Genomic DNA, 16,580 nt, shown 5'->3' with positions numbered 1-16,580 from the left:
CGTGGCTAACGATCTACAAGATTCGCACTGCATCGCCACGCGGTCGAACGACAGGCTGGAGTTCAAGCCAGCCTCAAAAGCCTTTCATTGGCAGCTGAAATTCTCGGCCTTCTCGATATCGCCCGTGCCCTTGTAGCGCGCGACCTTCGGGTAGGCGCAGAGCGGCCGGGTGCGGGTGGGTGACCAGCCCGCGGGCACATCCCCGTTCACGCCGCCTGCGTTGCCTGCACCGCGCGCCGAAGCGACGACGGCATCGGAGGCCTCGCCCTTCTCCACCCAGTTGACGAGCGGTGCGAGCATGTCGAACTGGTCGGTGGTCGGCCCGCCGGAGCAGTGATTCATTCCGGGCACCCGATAGAAGCGTGCGAAGTTGGAGGCATCGCCGCCGTTGGCTGCGGCCAGTTGGTCATACCAGTGCTGCGTGTCGTCGCTCGAGAAGATGGGGTCGCTCGTCCCGTGGTAGGCCATGACCTTGGCGCCACGCTTCTTCAAGCGGCTCAGATTGGTCGGGTTGGGCGGCGTCATGAACGAAAGCGAGTTCTCGGTGTAGAGCCCGTTGGTCGAGGTGATCTTCGCGAGGATCGAATCGATGTTGGCCGTGAGCGTGAAGTTGGGCCCATTGAAGCCGGCCGTGTTTTCAGGCGGGACCTGCCAGACGAAGGCGACCGCGCCCGAATCGAGGTTCAATGAATTCGAGAACTTCCACGACGACCAGCCGGTCGTGTTCAGGCCCGCATCGAAGGGGAAGCTCGCATAGAACTTCTTCCCGCCGCCGTCGAGCGCACCCGCGAAGAGCTGCCCGATGCGAAGCTTCTGGTCTGCCGACAGGCATGTGCCATCGCGCGAACCGCTGCAGGTGGGAACGTCGCGGTCGAGCGAGAAGGCCGCCTGGCATGCGCCGGTGTCCTGCACGATGCCGTCGGTCGTGCCATCGAGGGCGTCGCACTTGGCAAGGACTGCATTGGAGACCAGGGTACGTTCGGCGAGCGTGAAGCCCGTGCCCGGATCGCCGGGGGTGGTTGCCAGGGCGTTGTAGTTCTGGGCGCCGACGATGTTTGCGGAAGCCGCGAGGGGGAGGCGGAAGCCGGGGTCGCCCACCAGGAAGCCGTCGTAGTCGTCCGCGTAGCGCGACATGGCAACCATCGTGTGGCGCCCGCCGTTGGAGCAGCCGCCGATATAGGAGCGGTCCGGGCCCTTCCCGTAGGCCGACGCGATCAGCGCCTTGGCCATCGGCGTGAGCTTGCCGACGGCCTGGTAGCCGTAGTCGAGGCGGGCCTGCGGATCGATGCCGAAGAAGGGCGTGGGCGCCTGGTGCCCCGCGTCGGAACTGATCACGGCGAAGCCCTTGTTCAGGGCGTTGTCCAGAACGCCGCCTCCGCCCACCGGCCCGGTGGCAGTACCGATGCTGCCGTCGAGGCCTCCGTTGGCCTGGTAGAAGTAGCGCCCGTTCCAGTTCACCGGCAAACGCATCTCGAAGCCGATCGCATAGCTCTGCCCGTCGACCGGGCTCGTGCGCTGATACATCGATCCGCGCACCTGGCAATGCGCCCCCACCGGCTTGCCCGCGACGCTCAGGGTGCCGGCGGCGATCGAATTGGCTGCAGTGATCGTCGTGTTGGCAAAGGTGAAGCCGGCAAGCGAGGCGCAATCGATGAGCGCCGCGCCAGTGGCCGCGCCAAGCACGGGCAGTGTCTCCACGGGCGGCGCCGGATTGTCGGGAGGAGGCGTCACGGGATTGCCGTTGCCGGCCGGCGGTGTGCCCGACGGAGTGCCGGTCGTGGGAAGCGAGGCAACGAAGCCGCCGCCACCGCCGCTTCCTCCGCCGCAGGCGGCCAGCAGTGAAGCGACGAAGAACAGGGATACAGGGGTCTTCAAGCGTGTCTCCTTCGACGCCTGGATGCGGCGCCTATTGGTTAATCTACTTAACTATCAAAGATAACCATTTATGGTTTTCCATTAAGCAGTTTTCACTCTTCCGATGTCGAAGCAATCCATTTAGATCAGGCAGTGAATCAGTTGGAGGGCGAACGACAATGCCCGGAATGCCCAAGAACAGAAGCAATCCGGTAGATGCCACACCAGCCGGCCGGCTGGTCGAAGCGTCCCTGCACCACGTGCTCGGCTACCAGCTCGCACAGGCGACGATCGTCACCGACGCGGTGTTCGCCGAGCGAGTCGGCACACCTTTCGACCTGCGCCCCGTCGAGTTCACGGTGCTGTGCCTGATCCACGAAAATCCCGACGTGTCGGCCGCCCGCCTGGCGAAGGCACTCGCGGTCACCGCGCCCAACATCGCGGCATGGCTCGAGCGGCTGGAAAGGCGAGAGTTGATCCGCCGCACGCCGCACGCAACGGATCGAAGGGCGCAATACCTACGCACCACCCCGACCGGCGCCACTCTTGCGAGCAGCGCTACGCGATCGGTCATCGAAGGAGAGCAGCTCGCGCTCGGCAACCTCTCCAAGGGCGAGCAATTGATCCTGGTCGAGCTTCTGCACAAGGTTGCCGTGTCGCGCGGCGTGTGAGCGTTCAGGCATCCCTCTTATGCAGGGCCTTTCGCCCGCGGACACGCGCGAGTGCCGCGCGGTGGGTGCAGGCTGTGCTCGTGATTCCGCCAGAATAGGCACGATGCGCATCGCCATCGTCTCCGACATCCACGGGAACCTTCCCGCACTGGAAGCCGTCGTCGAGGACATCGGTCGCCGTGGTGTGGGCACCGTCGTCAACCTCGGTGACAGCCTCTCGGGCCCGTTGATGCCGCTGGAAACGGCACGCTTCCTGATGGCGCAGGACTGGATTCACCTCGCGGGCAACCACGAGCGCCAACTGCTCACACTGCCCGCCGGCAGGCGCGGCGCATCGGACGAATTCACCCATGCCCGGCTTGGACCGCAGGAGTTCGCGTGGATGGCCTCGCTAGGGCCCAGCCTGCGCTGGAATGCCGAAGTGCTGCTGTGCCACGGAACGCCGGACAGCGACCTGCACTACTTCCTGGAGACGGTCGAACCGTCGCTGCTCAGGCCGGCCGAGATGGCCGAGATCGATGCGCGGCTGGGCCGGATCGATGCGCAGGTGCAGCTCGTCGCATGCGGGCACACGCATGTGCCGCGGGTGGTTCGTGCCTCGAGCGGGCAATTGATCGTCAATCCAGGCAGCGTGGGGCTGCAGGCCTATGACGACATCCATCCCCATCCACATGTCGTCGAGACCGGGGCGCCTGATGCGCGCTATGCCATCGTGGAGCGGTTGGCTGGAGGCTGGGCCTCCACGTTGATCTCGGTGCCCTACGACCATGCGAGCATGGCGGCGCTCGCGATGGCCAACGGCAGGCCGGACTGGGCCAGTGCCCTCGCCACCGGCCGCCTTCCCCAGGGCTGATCTCACTCAGTCGCCGAAGACGACTTCCGCACTGGCGATTGCGCGGATCGGCACGCCGAAGCTCGTGATGTCCGCGAGCGTGGCGTTGTGATGCTCGCGGATCTTCGCGCCCGTGGCGTGCGGCTTGTCGTGCGAGGTGTGCGCATCGGCCGCGAGCACCACGTGGTAGCCCAGTGCGGCGGCGCGGCGCACAGTCGTGTCGACGCAGAACTCCGACGAATAGCCGCAGACCACCACGCGCTTCACGCCATGCTCCGAGAGCCAGGCTTCCAGCGGCGTGCGCAGGAAGGAATCGGGCGTGGTCTTGCGGATGCGCGCGTCGCGCGAGTCGGTGTCGAGGGCGCCCGCAAGCTGCCAGCGCTCGGAGTCGAATTCGAGGTCGATCGCGTTCTCATGCTGGATGAAGGCCACCGGCGCGCCAGCAGCGCGGGCGCGCCCGGTGAGCGCGTTGATGCGCTGCATCACCTCGTGGGCCTCATGGGGGCGCGGCGGATCGTCGCAAAGGCCACGCTGGACATCGATGACGAGAACGGCAGTTTTCATGGGTCCGGAATCGGCGGGTTCTTGACCGGCGCGATTGTGCCCGACCGTTCCTGACGGGCGCCCTACTGCCGCCCTCACTGCCGCCCTCACTGCCTCCCCTGCTGCCCCCTGCTTCCAGGCGCCTCTATTGCCAGGCGCTCACTTCCAGCCTCACCTTGCCGCTGATGCCGGGCGCGGCCGGCGCGGCACCCAGGCTCGACAGCGGCACCACGAACTGCAGCTTGCCGCTCGCGAGCTGCTTGGGGCTCATGGGCAGCGAGGCGCGCCCGGCGGTGTCGGTCTGCCAGCCGTACTTGACGTTCCAGTTCTGCGCCGCGTCGTCGGGCTGCGGCGGCGCGATCTCGATGATCAGCGTGTCGCGGAACAGCGAGCTGCCTTCGTAGTGGCCGTCGAGCCAGAACTTGTTGTTGACCTGGTAGTCGGGCACGCGCACGCCCAGCGTCATGGCATAGGCCAGCGTGGGCCGGTCCTGCTTCACCCGCGCCCTGTTGGCGAGGAAAACGGTCGACAGATAGATCGAGCGGCGGCCGGCCGTGGCCGGGTCTGTGAGTTCCTTGTGCGTGCGGCAGGCGGGCGAGTCTTCCTCGGCGATGCGGCGGCTCAGGTACCAGCGCTTGCCGCGCGGCGCGGCCAGCAGTTCGACCTGGTAGAGCGCGTCGATGTCGGCGTCCTTGGGCAGGTCGGGCGGCAGCGTGACGCCGTCGACGTCGAACCACAGGTCCACGCGCACGTCGCCGAACAGGAAGCGCGTGAGGTTCTGGTAGGCCTCCTCGGAATTCACGATGCCGAAGTAGCCCGAATGCGAGCGATAGGTGTACGCGGTGGCCACCGGCTGCGTCTTGCCAGCGTCGTCCATGGCCCAGAGCGATGCGTTCTCGATGCGCACGAGCCCGTCGCTGCCGTGGCCCGCGAACATGCGAGAGAGGCCCTTGGCGGTTTCATAGTCGCCGCGGTTGGTGCCGACCATGCAGAAGAAGCGCTCGGGCGGGAAGGCGGCGGCCGGCAGGTAGTCCATGCGGCCGTTGACGGCGGGCGTGGCCAGGAACTCGGACATCTTCTCGCGGTTGAAGGTGTTCATCTCGTTCACCGTGAGCCAAGCCGGCACATTGATGCCGCCCATGTCGATGCCGTTGTGCGGCGTGGCGTAGGTGAACACCTTGTCGACGCAGGCGCGCGCGGCCGCGTCGCCCAGCCCGGGGTTCTGCAGGAAGGCGCGCACCACAAGGCCTCCCATCGAATGCGCGACGAGGTAACAGCGGAAGTCGTCGGCCGTGAAGCCCGAGGGCCCTTCGCGCTGCACCACGAGGTCGCGCACGCGAAGGATCAGCTGGCTCAGGCCCTGCGCGTACACCTTGACGTCCTTCGCCTTGCCGTCGCCCAGCAGTTCGGAGCCCGAGTCGTAGTAGCGGTAGATGATGACCGAGGCCGAGGGAATGCCGTCGACGTCGTTGCCGTTCGCATCGGGCGAGGGCTTCCAGTCGGGGTCGAGGATGTCCAGGCCGTTCTGGTAGACGCTCTGGTACTGGAAGTCGGCCAGCAGCCGCACCATGGGCGACTCGAAGACGAATTTCTGCGCCGGCGCTTCCTTCTTCACGGTCGCGCGATACACCGTGGAGCCGATGTTGAAGCCGCAGAACGGGTCGGCCGCGGTCTCGTCGCGCTCCGACTCGGTCATGGCGTAGCCGCGCACGTAGATGATGGGATAGCGGTTGGTGCTCATGGATCTTCAGCCTCCTCAGCTTCGGTCGAACCGATGAAGTCCGGCAGTGTGCCGGGCCAGCCCCGCGCCCGCCATACGGCGCATGGCATAGAGCCTGGAATGCCCCTCCTGCCTGAATGTTTCTATCGCTGAAACCATTGAAACATGCGCCTTCGATAGTCTCCGGCCATCCGACAAACACAATCCAGAAGGCTTTCCCATGGCTGAAAACCCGGACTCGCAAGGCTCCTACCTGCCGCAACTCCTGCGCCGCGGCACCGCGCTCGCCGCGGCCGGCTGCGCCTTCGTCGCGGGCTGCAGCGCCGCAGGCGGCGGCGAGACCCGCTACGAGAACTCGCCCCAGTTCAAGGACGGCGGCTTCCACAACATGGCCAACCCCGACCTGCCCCAGCAGGCCAGCGCATGGCGCATCTGGTCGCGCTTCATCGTGGGCAGCAAGATCGACACGGTGCCGGTCGACCCCATTCCCGTGAAGCCGCTGGACAGGCCCACCCTCGACGCGCTCGACACCCGAACCAACCACGTGGTGCGCCTGGGCCATTCGTCGCACCTGCTGAAGCTGCGCGACAAGTACTGGCTCATCGACCCCGTGTTCAGCGACCGCGCATCGCCCGTGCAGTGGGCGGGGCCGAAGCGCTTCCACAAGACGCCGATCGCGCTGGAGGATCTGCCGCCCATCGAAGGCGTGATCCTCTCGCACGACCACTACGACCACCTCGACGTGGCGACCATCGAATACCTCGCGAAGGAAGTGAAGCGCTACTTCGTGCCGCTGGGCGTGCGCTCGCGGCTGCTGGCGATGGGCGTGCCGGCCGACCGCGTGACCGAACTCGACTGGTGGCAGTCCGCCGAGCACGACGGAGTGAAGCTCACCGCCACGCCCGCACAGCACTTCTCGGGCCGCACGCTCGGCGACCGCGACCGCACGCTGTGGGCCTCATGGGTGGTGCAAAGCGGCGACCAGCGCATCTTCTACAGCGGCGACTCGGGCTACTTCCCGGGCTTCAAGCAGATCGGCGAGCGCTTCGGCGGTTTCGACATCGCGCTGATGGAGAACGGCGCCTACGACAGCATGTGGCCTGCCGTGCACATGACGCCCGAGCAGAGCGTGAAGGCCTTCGAGGACCTGCGCGGCAAGGTGTTCTTCTCGGTGCACAACAGCACCTTCGACCTCGCCTTCCACGCCTGGCGCGATCCGCTGGACCGCATCGCGGCCCTCACGGAGGCCAGGAAGATCGAACTGGCCACGCCGGTGATCGGCGAAGTGGTGACGGTGGGAGCAGCGCGGACCAACACGCGCTGGTGGGTCGACCTGCGCTGACGCCCCTCTCCCCCCAGGCAGGGCGGACTTACTCGCCGCGCTCCTTGCGCTCCCGGGCGCGCCGCACCTGGCGCGTCTCGTTGGCCTGCGAGGCGATGCGGTCCTTCTCGCGCTTCTTCAGAGCCCGCTTCTCGCGCATGCGCCGGCCCAGCACATAGCTGCCGATGCCGGTGACCACGGCGATGAAGACGCCGATGACGCTGATGTCGATGCCGCCCATGGCTACTGCACCCGGACGATGCTGGTGGGCTTGAAGCCCAGGTCGGCCGCCTTGCCCTTGCGCGCGCGGCTGCCGCGGGCGTTGTTCAGCGTGCGGATCTCCAGCGTTTCCTCGCGTTCCTTGCCGCCTCGGCCGATGCCCTCGATCTTCACGCTGCGCGTGTAGGCGGCGGCGCCGGCCAGGGTGTCCTTGGCTTCCAGGTCGATCAGCGTGAGGCCGCGGCCGCCCTTGGGCAGGCTCTTGAGCTCGGCGATGTCGAAGGTCAGGATGCGTCCGCCGGTCGAGGCGCAGGCCACGTGCGTGGCCGCCGGCATCGGCTCGGCACCGCTCGCACCGCCCACCAGCGAGGGGCGGCACAGCTGCTCTCCTTCGCCCACGTCGACGAAGGCCTTGCCGCCGCGCTGGCGCGACATCATGTTCTCGACCGTGGCGATGAAGCCGTAGCCGCCGGTGTTGGCCAGCAGCAGGCTGGCGCCGACCGGGCCCGCGAAGAAGTGCGTGACGTGCGTGCCGGCGTCCAGGTCGATGAGCGTGGTGACGGGCTGGCCGTCGCCGCGACCGCCCGGCAGCGAGGCCACGGGCACCGTGTAGACGCGCACGCTCTTGTCCTTGGCGCTGCCGAACACCAGCAGCGTGTCGACGCTGCGGCACTCGAAGGCGCCGTAGAGCGAGTCGCCCGACTTGAAGCTGTACTCGGGCGCAGAGCCGTTCGCGGCGCCTGCCGCCTTCTCGCTGGCCCAGCCCTTCTGCGTGCGTACCCAGCCCTTCTGCGACACGATGACGGTGACGGGTTCGTCGACCACCTTCACCTCGGCCACGGCGCGCTTCTCGGCCTGGATCAGCGTGCGGCGCGGGTCTTCGAAACTCTTGGCATCGGCTTCGATTTCCTTCACCAGCAGGCGGCGCAGTGCGGCGGGGCTGGCGAGGATGTCTTCGAGCTTCTTCTGCTCGTCGCGCAGGCTGGAGAGTTCCTGTTCGATCTTGATGGCCTCGAGCCGCGCGAGTTGGCGCAGCCGGATTTCAAGGATGTCCTCGGCCTGGCGTTCGCTGAGGTTGAAGCGCGCGATGAGCGCGGCCTTCGGGTCTTCTGCCGCACGGATGATCGCGATCACCTCATCGATGTTCAACAGCACCAGCTGCCGGCCTTCGAGAATGTGGATGCGGTCCTGCACCTTGCCCAGGCGGAAGCGCGAGCGCTTCTCGACGGTGATCTCGCGGAAGGCGATCCACTCGTTGAGCATCTGGCGCAGCGACTTCTGCGTGGGCTTGCCGTCGATGCCGACCATCGTGAGGTTGACCGGCGACGAGGTTTCCAGCGAGGTCTGCGCGAGCAGCGTGGTGATGAACTCTTCCTGGCTGATGCGCGAGGTCTTGGGCTCGAACACCAGGCGCACCGGGGCGTCCTTGCTCGATTCGTCGCGCACCACGTCGAGCACCGACAGCATCGAGGCCTTGAGCTGCGTCTGCTCCGCACTCAGCGCCTTCTTGCCGGCCTTGACCTTGGGGTTGGTGATTTCCTCGATTTCTTCCAGCACGCGCTGCGAGCTCACGCCCGGCGGCAGCTCGTTGACCACCAGCTGCCACTGGCCGCGCGCCAGTTCCTCGATCTTCCAGCGCGCGCGCACCTTGAGCGAGCCGCGGCCGGTGCGGTAGGCGTCGGCGATGTCGGCCGCGCTGCTGATGATCTGCGCGCCGCCCGGATAGTCGGGGCCGGGCACGATGGCGAAGAGTTCTTCCTCGCTGAGCTTGCCGTTCGACTTGATCAGCGCCACGCAGGCATCGGCGATCTCGCGCAGGTTGTGGCTCGGGATCTCGGTGGCCAGGCCGACCGCGATGCCGCTCGCGCCATTGAGCAGCGTGAACGGCAGCCGCGCAGGCAGCAGTCGCGGCTCTTCGGTACTGCCGTCGTAGTTGGGAATGAAGTCGACCGTGCCTTCGTCGATCTCGTCGAGCAGCAGGCTGGTGATGCGCGCCAGGCGCGCTTCGGTGTAGCGCATGGCGGCTGCGCCGTCGCCGTCGCGGCTGCCGAAGTTGCCCTGGCCGTCGACCAGCGGATAGCGCTGCGAGAAGTCCTGCGCCATGCGCACCAGCGCGTCGTACGCGGCCTGGTCGCTGTGCGGGTGGAAGCGGCCGAGCACGTCGCCGACCACGCGCGCGCTCTTCACGGGCTTGGCGCCCACGGTGCCGTTGGTGCCACCGAAGCCCAGGCCCATGCGCGACATCGAATACAGGATGCGGCGCTGCACCGGCTTCTGGCCGTCGGACACATCGGGCAGCGCACGGCCCTTGACCACGCTCAGCGCGTATTCGAGGTAGGCAGTCTGGGCGTAGTCGGCAAGGGTCAGGGTCGTGTCGCCGTCGGTGGGACCCTGGAGATCGAGCGGAGGTTGGGAATCCATGAAAGAGCTGGTGAGAAAAACTTTTGTTGTTGCTGGCTGGGCGTTCAGCCAAGAGTGAAAGCCTCGTGGACCGCGGACTGTACGGCGCCGCCGAGCACCGCGCCGCCGCCGGCCACGTAGATCCAGTCGCCGATGACGGCCGCGCCCACCGCGTGGCGCGGCGTGGTCATCGGGGCATGCCGCTGCCAGGTGTCGTCGACGGGGTTGTAGCTTTCCATCTGGCCGAACACCTTCGCCTGGCGCGGCACGCCGTCGACGAGGATGCCGCCCTCCCCGCCCATGGCGAAGAAGCGGCCTCGATACGCCACGAGCCCATGGCCCGAGCGCGCGGTGGGCAGCGGCGAGCGCAGCTCCCAGGTGTCGCGTGCGGGAAGGTAGACGTGGTGCAGGTCGGTGTTGTATTCGAAGGTGTTGAAGCGCCCGCCGATCACGTGGATCCGGCCGCCGTGCGACACGCAGCCCACGTGGTCGCGCGCACCCGGCAGCGGCTTGCGGGCGGACCAGCGGTCGGCCTTCGGGTCGTAGACCTCGTGCCAGCCCACGCTAGCGCGCTCCGCGGCAGGTTCGGAAGCGCCGCCGATCAGGTGCAGCGCGCCGTCGAGCATCACGGCGGCGGCAGCGCCGCGCGGACGCGGCAGCGGCGCGATCGCGCTCCAGCGATTGGCGGCGATGTCGTAGACGTAGGCGTTGGTGTCCGAGCGCCGGTTCTGCTCGACGAAGCCGCCGAGCGCGTAGACGCGGCCGCCATCGGCGGTCACAGCGACGTGGTTGGCACCGCGGGGCAGCGGCGCGCCGTCGAGCCAGCGGTCGGCCTCGGGGTCGTAGATGTGGTGGTAGTCGCGGTTGACCTTGCCTTCGCCATAGCCGCCGACCACATGCATGCGGCCCATCGCCGCGGTGGCCCAGGCCATCTCGCTGCGGGGAATCGGCAATGCGGCGCGCGGCTCCCATCGACCCTGCGGACCGGGCGGTGCGGAGCTGTCGGTGAAGCGCTGGGCCTCCTGCTCGGGCGTCATGTGGTGCGGCACACCGCCCTGCAGACGCGCATAGGGCTCGGCCGAGGAAGGCACGGGCGGCAGCGTGTCGTGCGTGGCTGGATGCTGCGCGCGTGCGCCGCCCGTCACCATGCCGGCGGCGGTCGCGAGAACGAAGCTTCGACGATCCATGGCCTCCTCCCTCCTCCTGCCGATCAGGACAGCGGCGTGCCCGGTGGCGCATCGGCCGCGCCCGTAGGCACTGCCGATGGCTCGGGGATGTCGGGCATGGCCGGCATGTTGCGCGGGCCATCCGACGGCATGTTGCCGCGGCCGAGCGCGCCGCCCTGCGGCACGGTCAGTTCCATGCGGATGCGTCCCGGCGTCTTGCCGCCTCGCACGGCGCCGCTGCCACTGCCCGAGGCAACCGAGGGCTTGAGGTACGCATACAGCTGCAGCACGGTCTGCACATAGTTCTGCGTTTCCTTGTAGTTCGGGATCTTGTTGCCCGCGCGCTGCACCGCGCCCTCGCCGGCGTTGTAGGCGGCCAGCGCGAGCTCGATCTGCCCAGGGAACATCGCGATCAGGTCGCGCAGGTAGCGCGAGCCGGCGGCGATGTTGATGCGCGGGTCGAACAGCTTCTTCTCGATGGTCGCGCGCTTGTCCGCCGACACGCCATAGCGCTGCGCGGTGGCGGGCATCAGCTGCATCAGGCCCATCGCGCCCTTGGGCGAGACGGCCTGCGCGTCGAAGCCCGACTCGGTGGCGACCAACGCCTGCAGCAGCTCGTAGTCGATCGCGTGCTTGCTCGCCGCGTCGCGCAGCGCCGACTTGGCGGTCTTGTAGCTGGGCGAGGCCTCGAACATGGCGAGCAGGCTCTGCGAGGCGGGCGGCACCTTGCCGTCGAGCCTGCCAGCGCCACGGCCCAGCGGCGAGATGCCGTTGGCGGTATCGAAGCTCTGGCCGCCGCGGAAGAAGATCTGGTAGCGCTCGTCGATCTTCTCGGAGGCGAAGTGCGCATTGCCTTTGCTGTCGATGTAGCCGTAGATGTCGGTGGCGTGCGCGGCCTGCAGCGGCAGCACGAGGGCTGCGGACAGCATGAATGGGCGGAACCAGCGTTTCATGGCGATGCGGGCTCCGTCCTCAGAACCACCAGCCATAGCGCTTGCGGCGCTCGGCGTGGACTGCAGCGTCGTCGCTCATGCTTTGTGCATGTCCGCCCCCCTTCAGTCCCACCCAGAGCGACATGCCGCCCAGTGCGAGCACCAAGAGGAAGACGGGCACGTGCTCGAGCTCGACGCCGGTGAAGATCATCGACACGGCCAGTCCAAGGAAGACCAGCGCAGCGCTCCAGCAAATGATGCGGCGCGTCCAGAGCCACGTGGTGGCGGCAACCCGTTCGACGCAGCTGGGTTCGGCGTTGTCGTTGACCGCGTCGTCCCACCAGCCCATCCAGACGAACACGAATGCCAGCAGGATGCAGACGCCGGCGAGGAACATGTTCGCGACCTGCCCGACCGGGTCGCGCTGAGCCAGCAGCAGTCCTGCCGCGCCAGCAGCGCAGACCCATGCCAGCGAACCGCAAATGATCTTGTGCCCGTTCATGCCCTGTCGTGAGAAATGTTCCAGCCGGAATCAGACGTCGATATCGACGTCATCGGCGCGCAGTTCCATGAGCTCGCGCCGCGCCGCCGCTTCGCCCTTGCCCATCAGCTTGGTGATTTCGCCCTGGGTGGACGTGAAATCGAAGCGGCCCAATTGGACCTGCATCAGGCGCCGGGTGTCAGGATTGAGCGTGGTTTCCCACAATTGTTCCGCGCTCATTTCGCCCAGGCCCTTGAAGCGGCTGATGCTCCAGGCGCCTTCGCGCACGCCGTCCTTGCGGAGCTTGTCGAGCGTGGCGGTCAGTTCGCCTTCGTCCAGAGCATAGACCTTGGACGCCGGTTTCTTGCCGCGCGCGGGTGCATCGACCCGGAACAATGGCGGCTTCGCGACATACACATGGCCGGCTTCGATGAGTTTCGGAAAGTGCCGGAAGAAAAGCGTGAGCAGCAGCACCTGGATGTGGGAGCCGTCCACGTCGGCATCGCTGAGGATGCAGATCTTGCCGTAGCGCAGGCCGCTGAGGTCGGGCGAATCGTCGGGGCCGTGCGGATCGACGCCGATGGCGACCGAGATGTCGTGGATCTCGGTGTTGGCGAACAGCCGGTCGCGCTCCACTTCCCAGGTGTTGAGCACCTTGCCGCGCAGCGGAAGAATGGCCTGGCTTTCCTTGTCGCGGCCCATCTTGGCGCTGCCGCCGGCCGAGTCACCCTCGACCAGGAAGACTTCGTTGTGGCTGATGTCCTTGCTCTCGCAGTCGGTGAGCTTGCCGGGCAGCACGGCCACGCCCGAGCCTTTTCGCTTCTCGACCTTCTGGCCGGCGCGCTGGCGGGTCTGGGCAGCCTTGATAGCCAGTTCGGCGAGCTTCCTGCCGTAGTCGACGTGCTGGTTGAGCCACAGCTCCAGCGCGGGGCGCACGAAGCTGGACACGAGGCGCACTGCGTCGCGGGAGTTCAGGCGCTCCTTGATCTGGCCCTGGAACTGCGGGTCGAGCACCTTGGCGCTCAGCACGTACGAGGCGCGCGCGAACACGTCCTCGGGCAGCAGCTTCACGCCCTTGGGCAGCAGCGAGTGCAGCTCGATGAAGCTCTTCACCGCATTGAACAGGCCGTCGCGCAGGCCGCTTTCGTGCGTGCCGCCGGCGCTGGTGGGGATCAGGTTGACGTAGCTCTCGCGCACCGGCTGGCCTTCCTCGGTGAAGGCGACGGCCCAGTCGGCCCCCTCGCCCTCGGCGAAGTTGTCGGCGTTCTTGTCGGCGTGGCCGCTGCCTTCGAACAGCGGAATGACCGGGTCGCTGCTGAGCGTCTGCATCAGGTAGTCGCTCAGGCCGCCCTTGTAGAGCCACTGCTGCGTTTCCTTGGTCTTCTCGTTGATGAGCGTGACGCTCACGCCCGGCATCAGCACGGCCTTGCTGCGCAGCAGGTGGGTGAGCTCGCCCATGGGCAGCGCGGCGGTCTCGAAGTACTTGGCGTCGGGCCAGGCGCGAACCGTGGTGCCCTGCTTGCGCTCGCCGGACTCCAGCTTGCGGACCTCAAGCGCCTCGATCACGTCGCCGCCGCTGAAGGCCAGCTTCGCGACCGAGCCCTCGCGGTGCGTGGCCACCTCGAGCCGCTTCGACAGCGCGTTGGTCACCGACACGCCCACGCCGTGCAGGCCGCCCGAGAAGCTGTAGGCGCCACCCGAGCCCTTGTCGAACTTGCCGCCGGCATGCAGCCGGGTGTAGACCAGCTCGACCACGGGCGCCTTCTCTTCCGGATGCAGGCCGAAGGGAATGCCCCGGCCGTCGTCTTCCACGCTGACCGAACCGTCGGTGTGCAGCGTGACCTTGATCTTCTTGCCGTGGCCCGCGAGCGCCTCGTCGGCGGCGTTGTCGAGCACTTCCTGGATGATGTGCAGCGGGTTGTCGGTACGGGTGTACATGCCCGGGCGCTGCTTGACGGGCTCGAGGCCCTTGAGCACGCGGATGGAGCCTTCCGAATAGCCGGAGGAGGCGGACGATGAACTGGGGGGAGTCTTGGGGGGAGTCGCCATGGGGGCGGATTGTAGTCAGTCGCCGCCAAACAACTGGATACCCATACAGGAGGGCTCCTACGACACGAACATGCGGGCACCCAGGAAGTCGATGAAGGCGCGCACCTTCGGCGCCGGATTGCGCCCCGAAGGCCACAGAACGCCGAGGTCGATGGCATGCGGGCGCACGTGTTCCGCCAGAACGCTGCACAGCCCGCCCGTGGTCAGCGCCTCGCGCACGCAGAAGTCGGGCAGCAAGGCGATGCCGCGTCCGCGCAGCGCGAAGCACAGGCGGGTTTCCATGTTGTTGCAGATCATGGAGACCGGTGGCTTCACCTCCGCACCGTCGGGCCCCGGCACGAGCGGCCAGACTTCCACCTTGCCCGTGGCCGGGTAGCGGTAATGCAGGCAGGCGTGTTGCGCCAGGTCCGCCGGCACCAGAGGCACGCCGCGGCGCGCCAGGTAATCGGGCGAAGCCACCAGCAGTTGCGAGAACTGTCCCAGCCGACGCACCGAGAGCCGTGAATCGGTGAGTTCGCCGGTGCGCACCACTGCGTCGAAGCCCTCCTCGATGACATCGACGAGCCGGTCGCTGAAGTCGAGGTCGAGTTCGACATCCGGGTACTCGCACATGAAGTCGGCAAGCAGCGGCAGCACCAGCGAGCTGACCAGCGGCAGGCTCACGCGCAGCTTGCCGCGCGGCGAACCGGCCGAACAGGAGAGCTCCTGCTCCGCGGCCTCGATCTCGGCCAGCACTCGGCGGCTGCGCGCTAGGAACAGCGCACCCTCGGCGGTGAGCGTGATGCTGCGGGTGCTGCGGTGGAACAGCCGCACGCCCAGCCGCTCCTCGAGCCGCGCCACGCGCTTGCCGACCGCGGACGCGGAAACGCCGAGCACGCGGCCGGCTGTGACGAAGCTGCGGGTCTCGGCCACCTGGATGAAGACGGTGAAACCGCTGAGGCTGTCCATGGAAAAAGAAGGATGGAAGAGAAGAGGAAGCCGGGATGGCCGTATTGCGGAATCCGATGTCCGCATTGAGCGGAACTGTATCCCCCTTTTTCCGGAGTTGGCTTCTTCCTATCGTCGACCGCATGTCACTCATTCATCCGAATCCATCCTCGTCCCGGGCACGGCTGCCGCTGTCCGGCCTGCTTGCCCTGGCGGCCGCCAGCTTCATCACGATCCTCACCGAAGCCATGCCGGCCGGCCTGCTGCCGCAGATAGGCGCGAGCCTCGCCGTCACGCCCGCGCTGGTCGGGCAGCTGGTGACGGTCTATGCGCTGGGCTCGCTGGTCGCGGCCATTCCGCTGGTGGCGCTCACGCGCGGCTGGCGGCGGCGTCCGCTGCTGATGCTGGCGATCGGCGGTTTCGCGGTCGTCAACACGATCACAGCCCTCTCGCACAGCTATCCGCTGACGCTGGCCGCGCGCTTCTTCGCCGGCGTGTTCGCGGGGCTGCTCTGGGCGCTGGTGGCCGGACACGCCGGGCGCATGGTGCCGCCGTCGATGCAGGGCCGCGCGATCGCGGTCGCGATGCTGGGCGCTCCGCTGGCGCTGTCGCTGGGCATTCCGGCGGGCACGCTGCTGGGCACCGGCGTGGGCTGGCGTCCGGCCTTCCTGGTGATGTCGGCGCTGTCGGTGCTGCTGCTCGGCTGGGTGCGCTGGAAGGTGCCCGACTTTCCCGGCCAGGAAGCCGCGCGGCGCCGCAGCGTGAGGCTCGTGTTCCTGCTGCCGGGCGTGCGGCCGGTGCTCGGGGTGATGTTGGCCTTCGTGCTGGCCCACAACATCCTCTACACCTACATCGCGCCGTTCCTGGTGCACGCCGGGCTGGGAGCGCGGGTCGACCTGGTGTTGCTGGTCTTCGGCACGGCCTCGCTGGCGGGCATCTGGGTGACGGGCGTGCTGATCGACCGCTGGCTGCGCGAACTGGTGTTGGCGAGCACGGCAGCGTTCGGGCTGACGGCGCTGCTGCTCGGGTCGGCCACCGGATCGGCGGCAGCGGTGTACCTGGGCGTGGCCATCTGGGGCCTGGCCTATGGCGGCGCTGGCACGCTGTTCCAGACCGCCTCTGCGCAGGCGGCGGGTGAATCGGCCGACGTGGCGCAGTCGATGGTGGTCACGGTGTGGAACATCGCCATCGCGGGCGGAGGGCTGATCGGCGGCCTGCTGCTGCAGGCCGGTGGTGCCGGGGCGCTGCCCTGGTCGCTGCTCATGCTGCTGGCGCCGGCGCTGTGGCTGACCTGGCGAGCCTGCGCGTACGGCTTTCCTGGAACGCGGTCTGTCGCCGGCGCGACAGCACGCTGAAGCCTGCGGCTTTTGATGCGTCCGCCGCATCGAAAGCCGGCCGATAAATCATCAATGGCTTTGGCCGGCGCGCCACCTGCTCGAGCAGGCGAATAGTTACATTCGAAGTC

The 16,580-nt window shown here is 67.5% G+C and carries 14 protein-coding genes; 4 read left to right on the top strand and 10 right to left on the bottom strand.

The window, feature by feature from the left end; translation table 11 throughout:
- Window positions 1-84: 84 nt before the first annotated feature.
- Window positions 85-1,731, bottom strand: coding sequence for a tannase/feruloyl esterase family alpha/beta hydrolase (locus tag ACTJLF_RS25795; RefSeq protein ID WP_440884196.1), 1,647 nt, complete (start codon window positions 1,729-1,731; stop codon window positions 85-87).
- 311 nt (window positions 1,732-2,042) lie between these two features.
- Between ACTJLF_RS25795 and ACTJLF_RS25790 the strand changes: the two genes are divergently transcribed.
- Both ACTJLF_RS25790 and ACTJLF_RS25785 read left to right on the top strand, forming a co-directional pair.
- Complete coding sequence (locus ACTJLF_RS25790) at window positions 2,043-2,525, top strand: MarR family winged helix-turn-helix transcriptional regulator (protein WP_354422027.1); 483 nt, start codon at window positions 2,043-2,045, stop codon at window positions 2,523-2,525.
- Between the two features lie 103 nt (window positions 2,526-2,628).
- On the top strand, window positions 2,629-3,378 hold the full coding sequence (locus tag ACTJLF_RS25785) for a metallophosphoesterase family protein (RefSeq protein WP_354422029.1): 750 nt from the start codon (window positions 2,629-2,631) through the stop codon (window positions 3,376-3,378).
- Between the two features lie 6 nt (window positions 3,379-3,384).
- On the opposite strand, the gene ACTJLF_RS25780 is transcribed toward ACTJLF_RS25785, so the two are convergent.
- Window positions 3,385-3,921 (bottom strand): cysteine hydrolase family protein, encoded by a 537-nt coding sequence (locus ACTJLF_RS25780; RefSeq protein ID WP_126184904.1) that lies wholly within the window; start codon window positions 3,919-3,921, stop codon window positions 3,385-3,387.
- 124 nt (window positions 3,922-4,045) lie between these two features.
- Window positions 4,046-5,641 (bottom strand): esterase/lipase family protein, encoded by a 1,596-nt coding sequence (locus ACTJLF_RS25775; RefSeq protein WP_440884161.1) that lies wholly within the window; start codon window positions 5,639-5,641, stop codon window positions 4,046-4,048.
- 199 nt (window positions 5,642-5,840) lie between these two features.
- Here ACTJLF_RS25775 and ACTJLF_RS25770 point away from each other — a divergent pair, with 199 nt between their 5' ends.
- Entirely contained in the window at window positions 5,841-6,962 is a 1,122-nt protein-coding gene (locus ACTJLF_RS25770; protein ID WP_440884160.1) for an MBL fold metallo-hydrolase, read from the top strand.
- Window positions 6,963-6,990: 28 nt separating this feature from the next.
- On the opposite strand, the gene ACTJLF_RS25765 is transcribed toward ACTJLF_RS25770, so the two are convergent.
- From ACTJLF_RS25765 to ACTJLF_RS25735, 7 genes are read right to left on the bottom strand one after another with little or no spacing between them, the layout of a single operon-like run.
- Window positions 6,991-7,182 (bottom strand): hypothetical protein, encoded by a 192-nt coding sequence (locus tag ACTJLF_RS25765; protein WP_440884159.1) that lies wholly within the window; start codon window positions 7,180-7,182, stop codon window positions 6,991-6,993.
- A gap of 2 nt (window positions 7,183-7,184) precedes the next feature.
- A complete protein-coding gene (gene parC / locus ACTJLF_RS25760) occupies window positions 7,185-9,581 on the bottom strand; it encodes a DNA topoisomerase IV subunit A (RefSeq protein WP_019655995.1) in 2,397 nt (798 codons plus the stop codon).
- Between the two features lie 44 nt (window positions 9,582-9,625).
- Window positions 9,626-10,747: a Kelch repeat-containing protein gene (locus ACTJLF_RS25755; protein WP_440884158.1), complete on the bottom strand. Its 1,122-nt coding sequence runs from the start codon at window positions 10,745-10,747 to the stop codon at window positions 9,626-9,628.
- A 23-nt stretch (window positions 10,748-10,770) separates the two neighbouring features.
- Entirely contained in the window at window positions 10,771-11,679 is a 909-nt protein-coding gene (locus ACTJLF_RS25750; protein ID WP_440884157.1) for a lytic transglycosylase domain-containing protein, read from the bottom strand.
- A 19-nt stretch (window positions 11,680-11,698) separates the two neighbouring features.
- On the bottom strand, window positions 11,699-12,160 hold the full coding sequence (locus ACTJLF_RS25745; RefSeq protein ID WP_440884156.1) for a hypothetical protein: 462 nt from the start codon (window positions 12,158-12,160) through the stop codon (window positions 11,699-11,701).
- A gap of 30 nt (window positions 12,161-12,190) precedes the next feature.
- Window positions 12,191-14,188: a DNA topoisomerase IV subunit B gene (locus tag ACTJLF_RS25740; protein ID WP_440884155.1), complete on the bottom strand. Its 1,998-nt coding sequence runs from the start codon at window positions 14,186-14,188 to the stop codon at window positions 12,191-12,193.
- 57 nt (window positions 14,189-14,245) lie between these two features.
- A complete protein-coding gene (locus ACTJLF_RS25735) occupies window positions 14,246-15,136 on the bottom strand; it encodes a LysR family transcriptional regulator (protein WP_440884154.1) in 891 nt (296 codons plus the stop codon).
- Window positions 15,137-15,258: 122 nt separating this feature from the next.
- Here ACTJLF_RS25735 and ACTJLF_RS25730 point away from each other — a divergent pair, with 122 nt between their 5' ends.
- A complete protein-coding gene (locus ACTJLF_RS25730; RefSeq protein WP_440884153.1) occupies window positions 15,259-16,470 on the top strand; it encodes an MFS transporter in 1,212 nt (403 codons plus the stop codon).
- Window positions 16,471-16,580: the final 110 nt, after the last annotated feature.

Source organism: Variovorax sp. 22077 (genome assembly GCF_052044195.1).
Taxonomy (GTDB): Bacteria; Pseudomonadota; Gammaproteobacteria; order Burkholderiales; family Burkholderiaceae_C; genus Variovorax; species Variovorax atrisoli.
The sequence above is the reverse complement of the archived record's forward strand: the minus strand, read 5'-3'. Positions and strand labels throughout refer to the sequence as shown.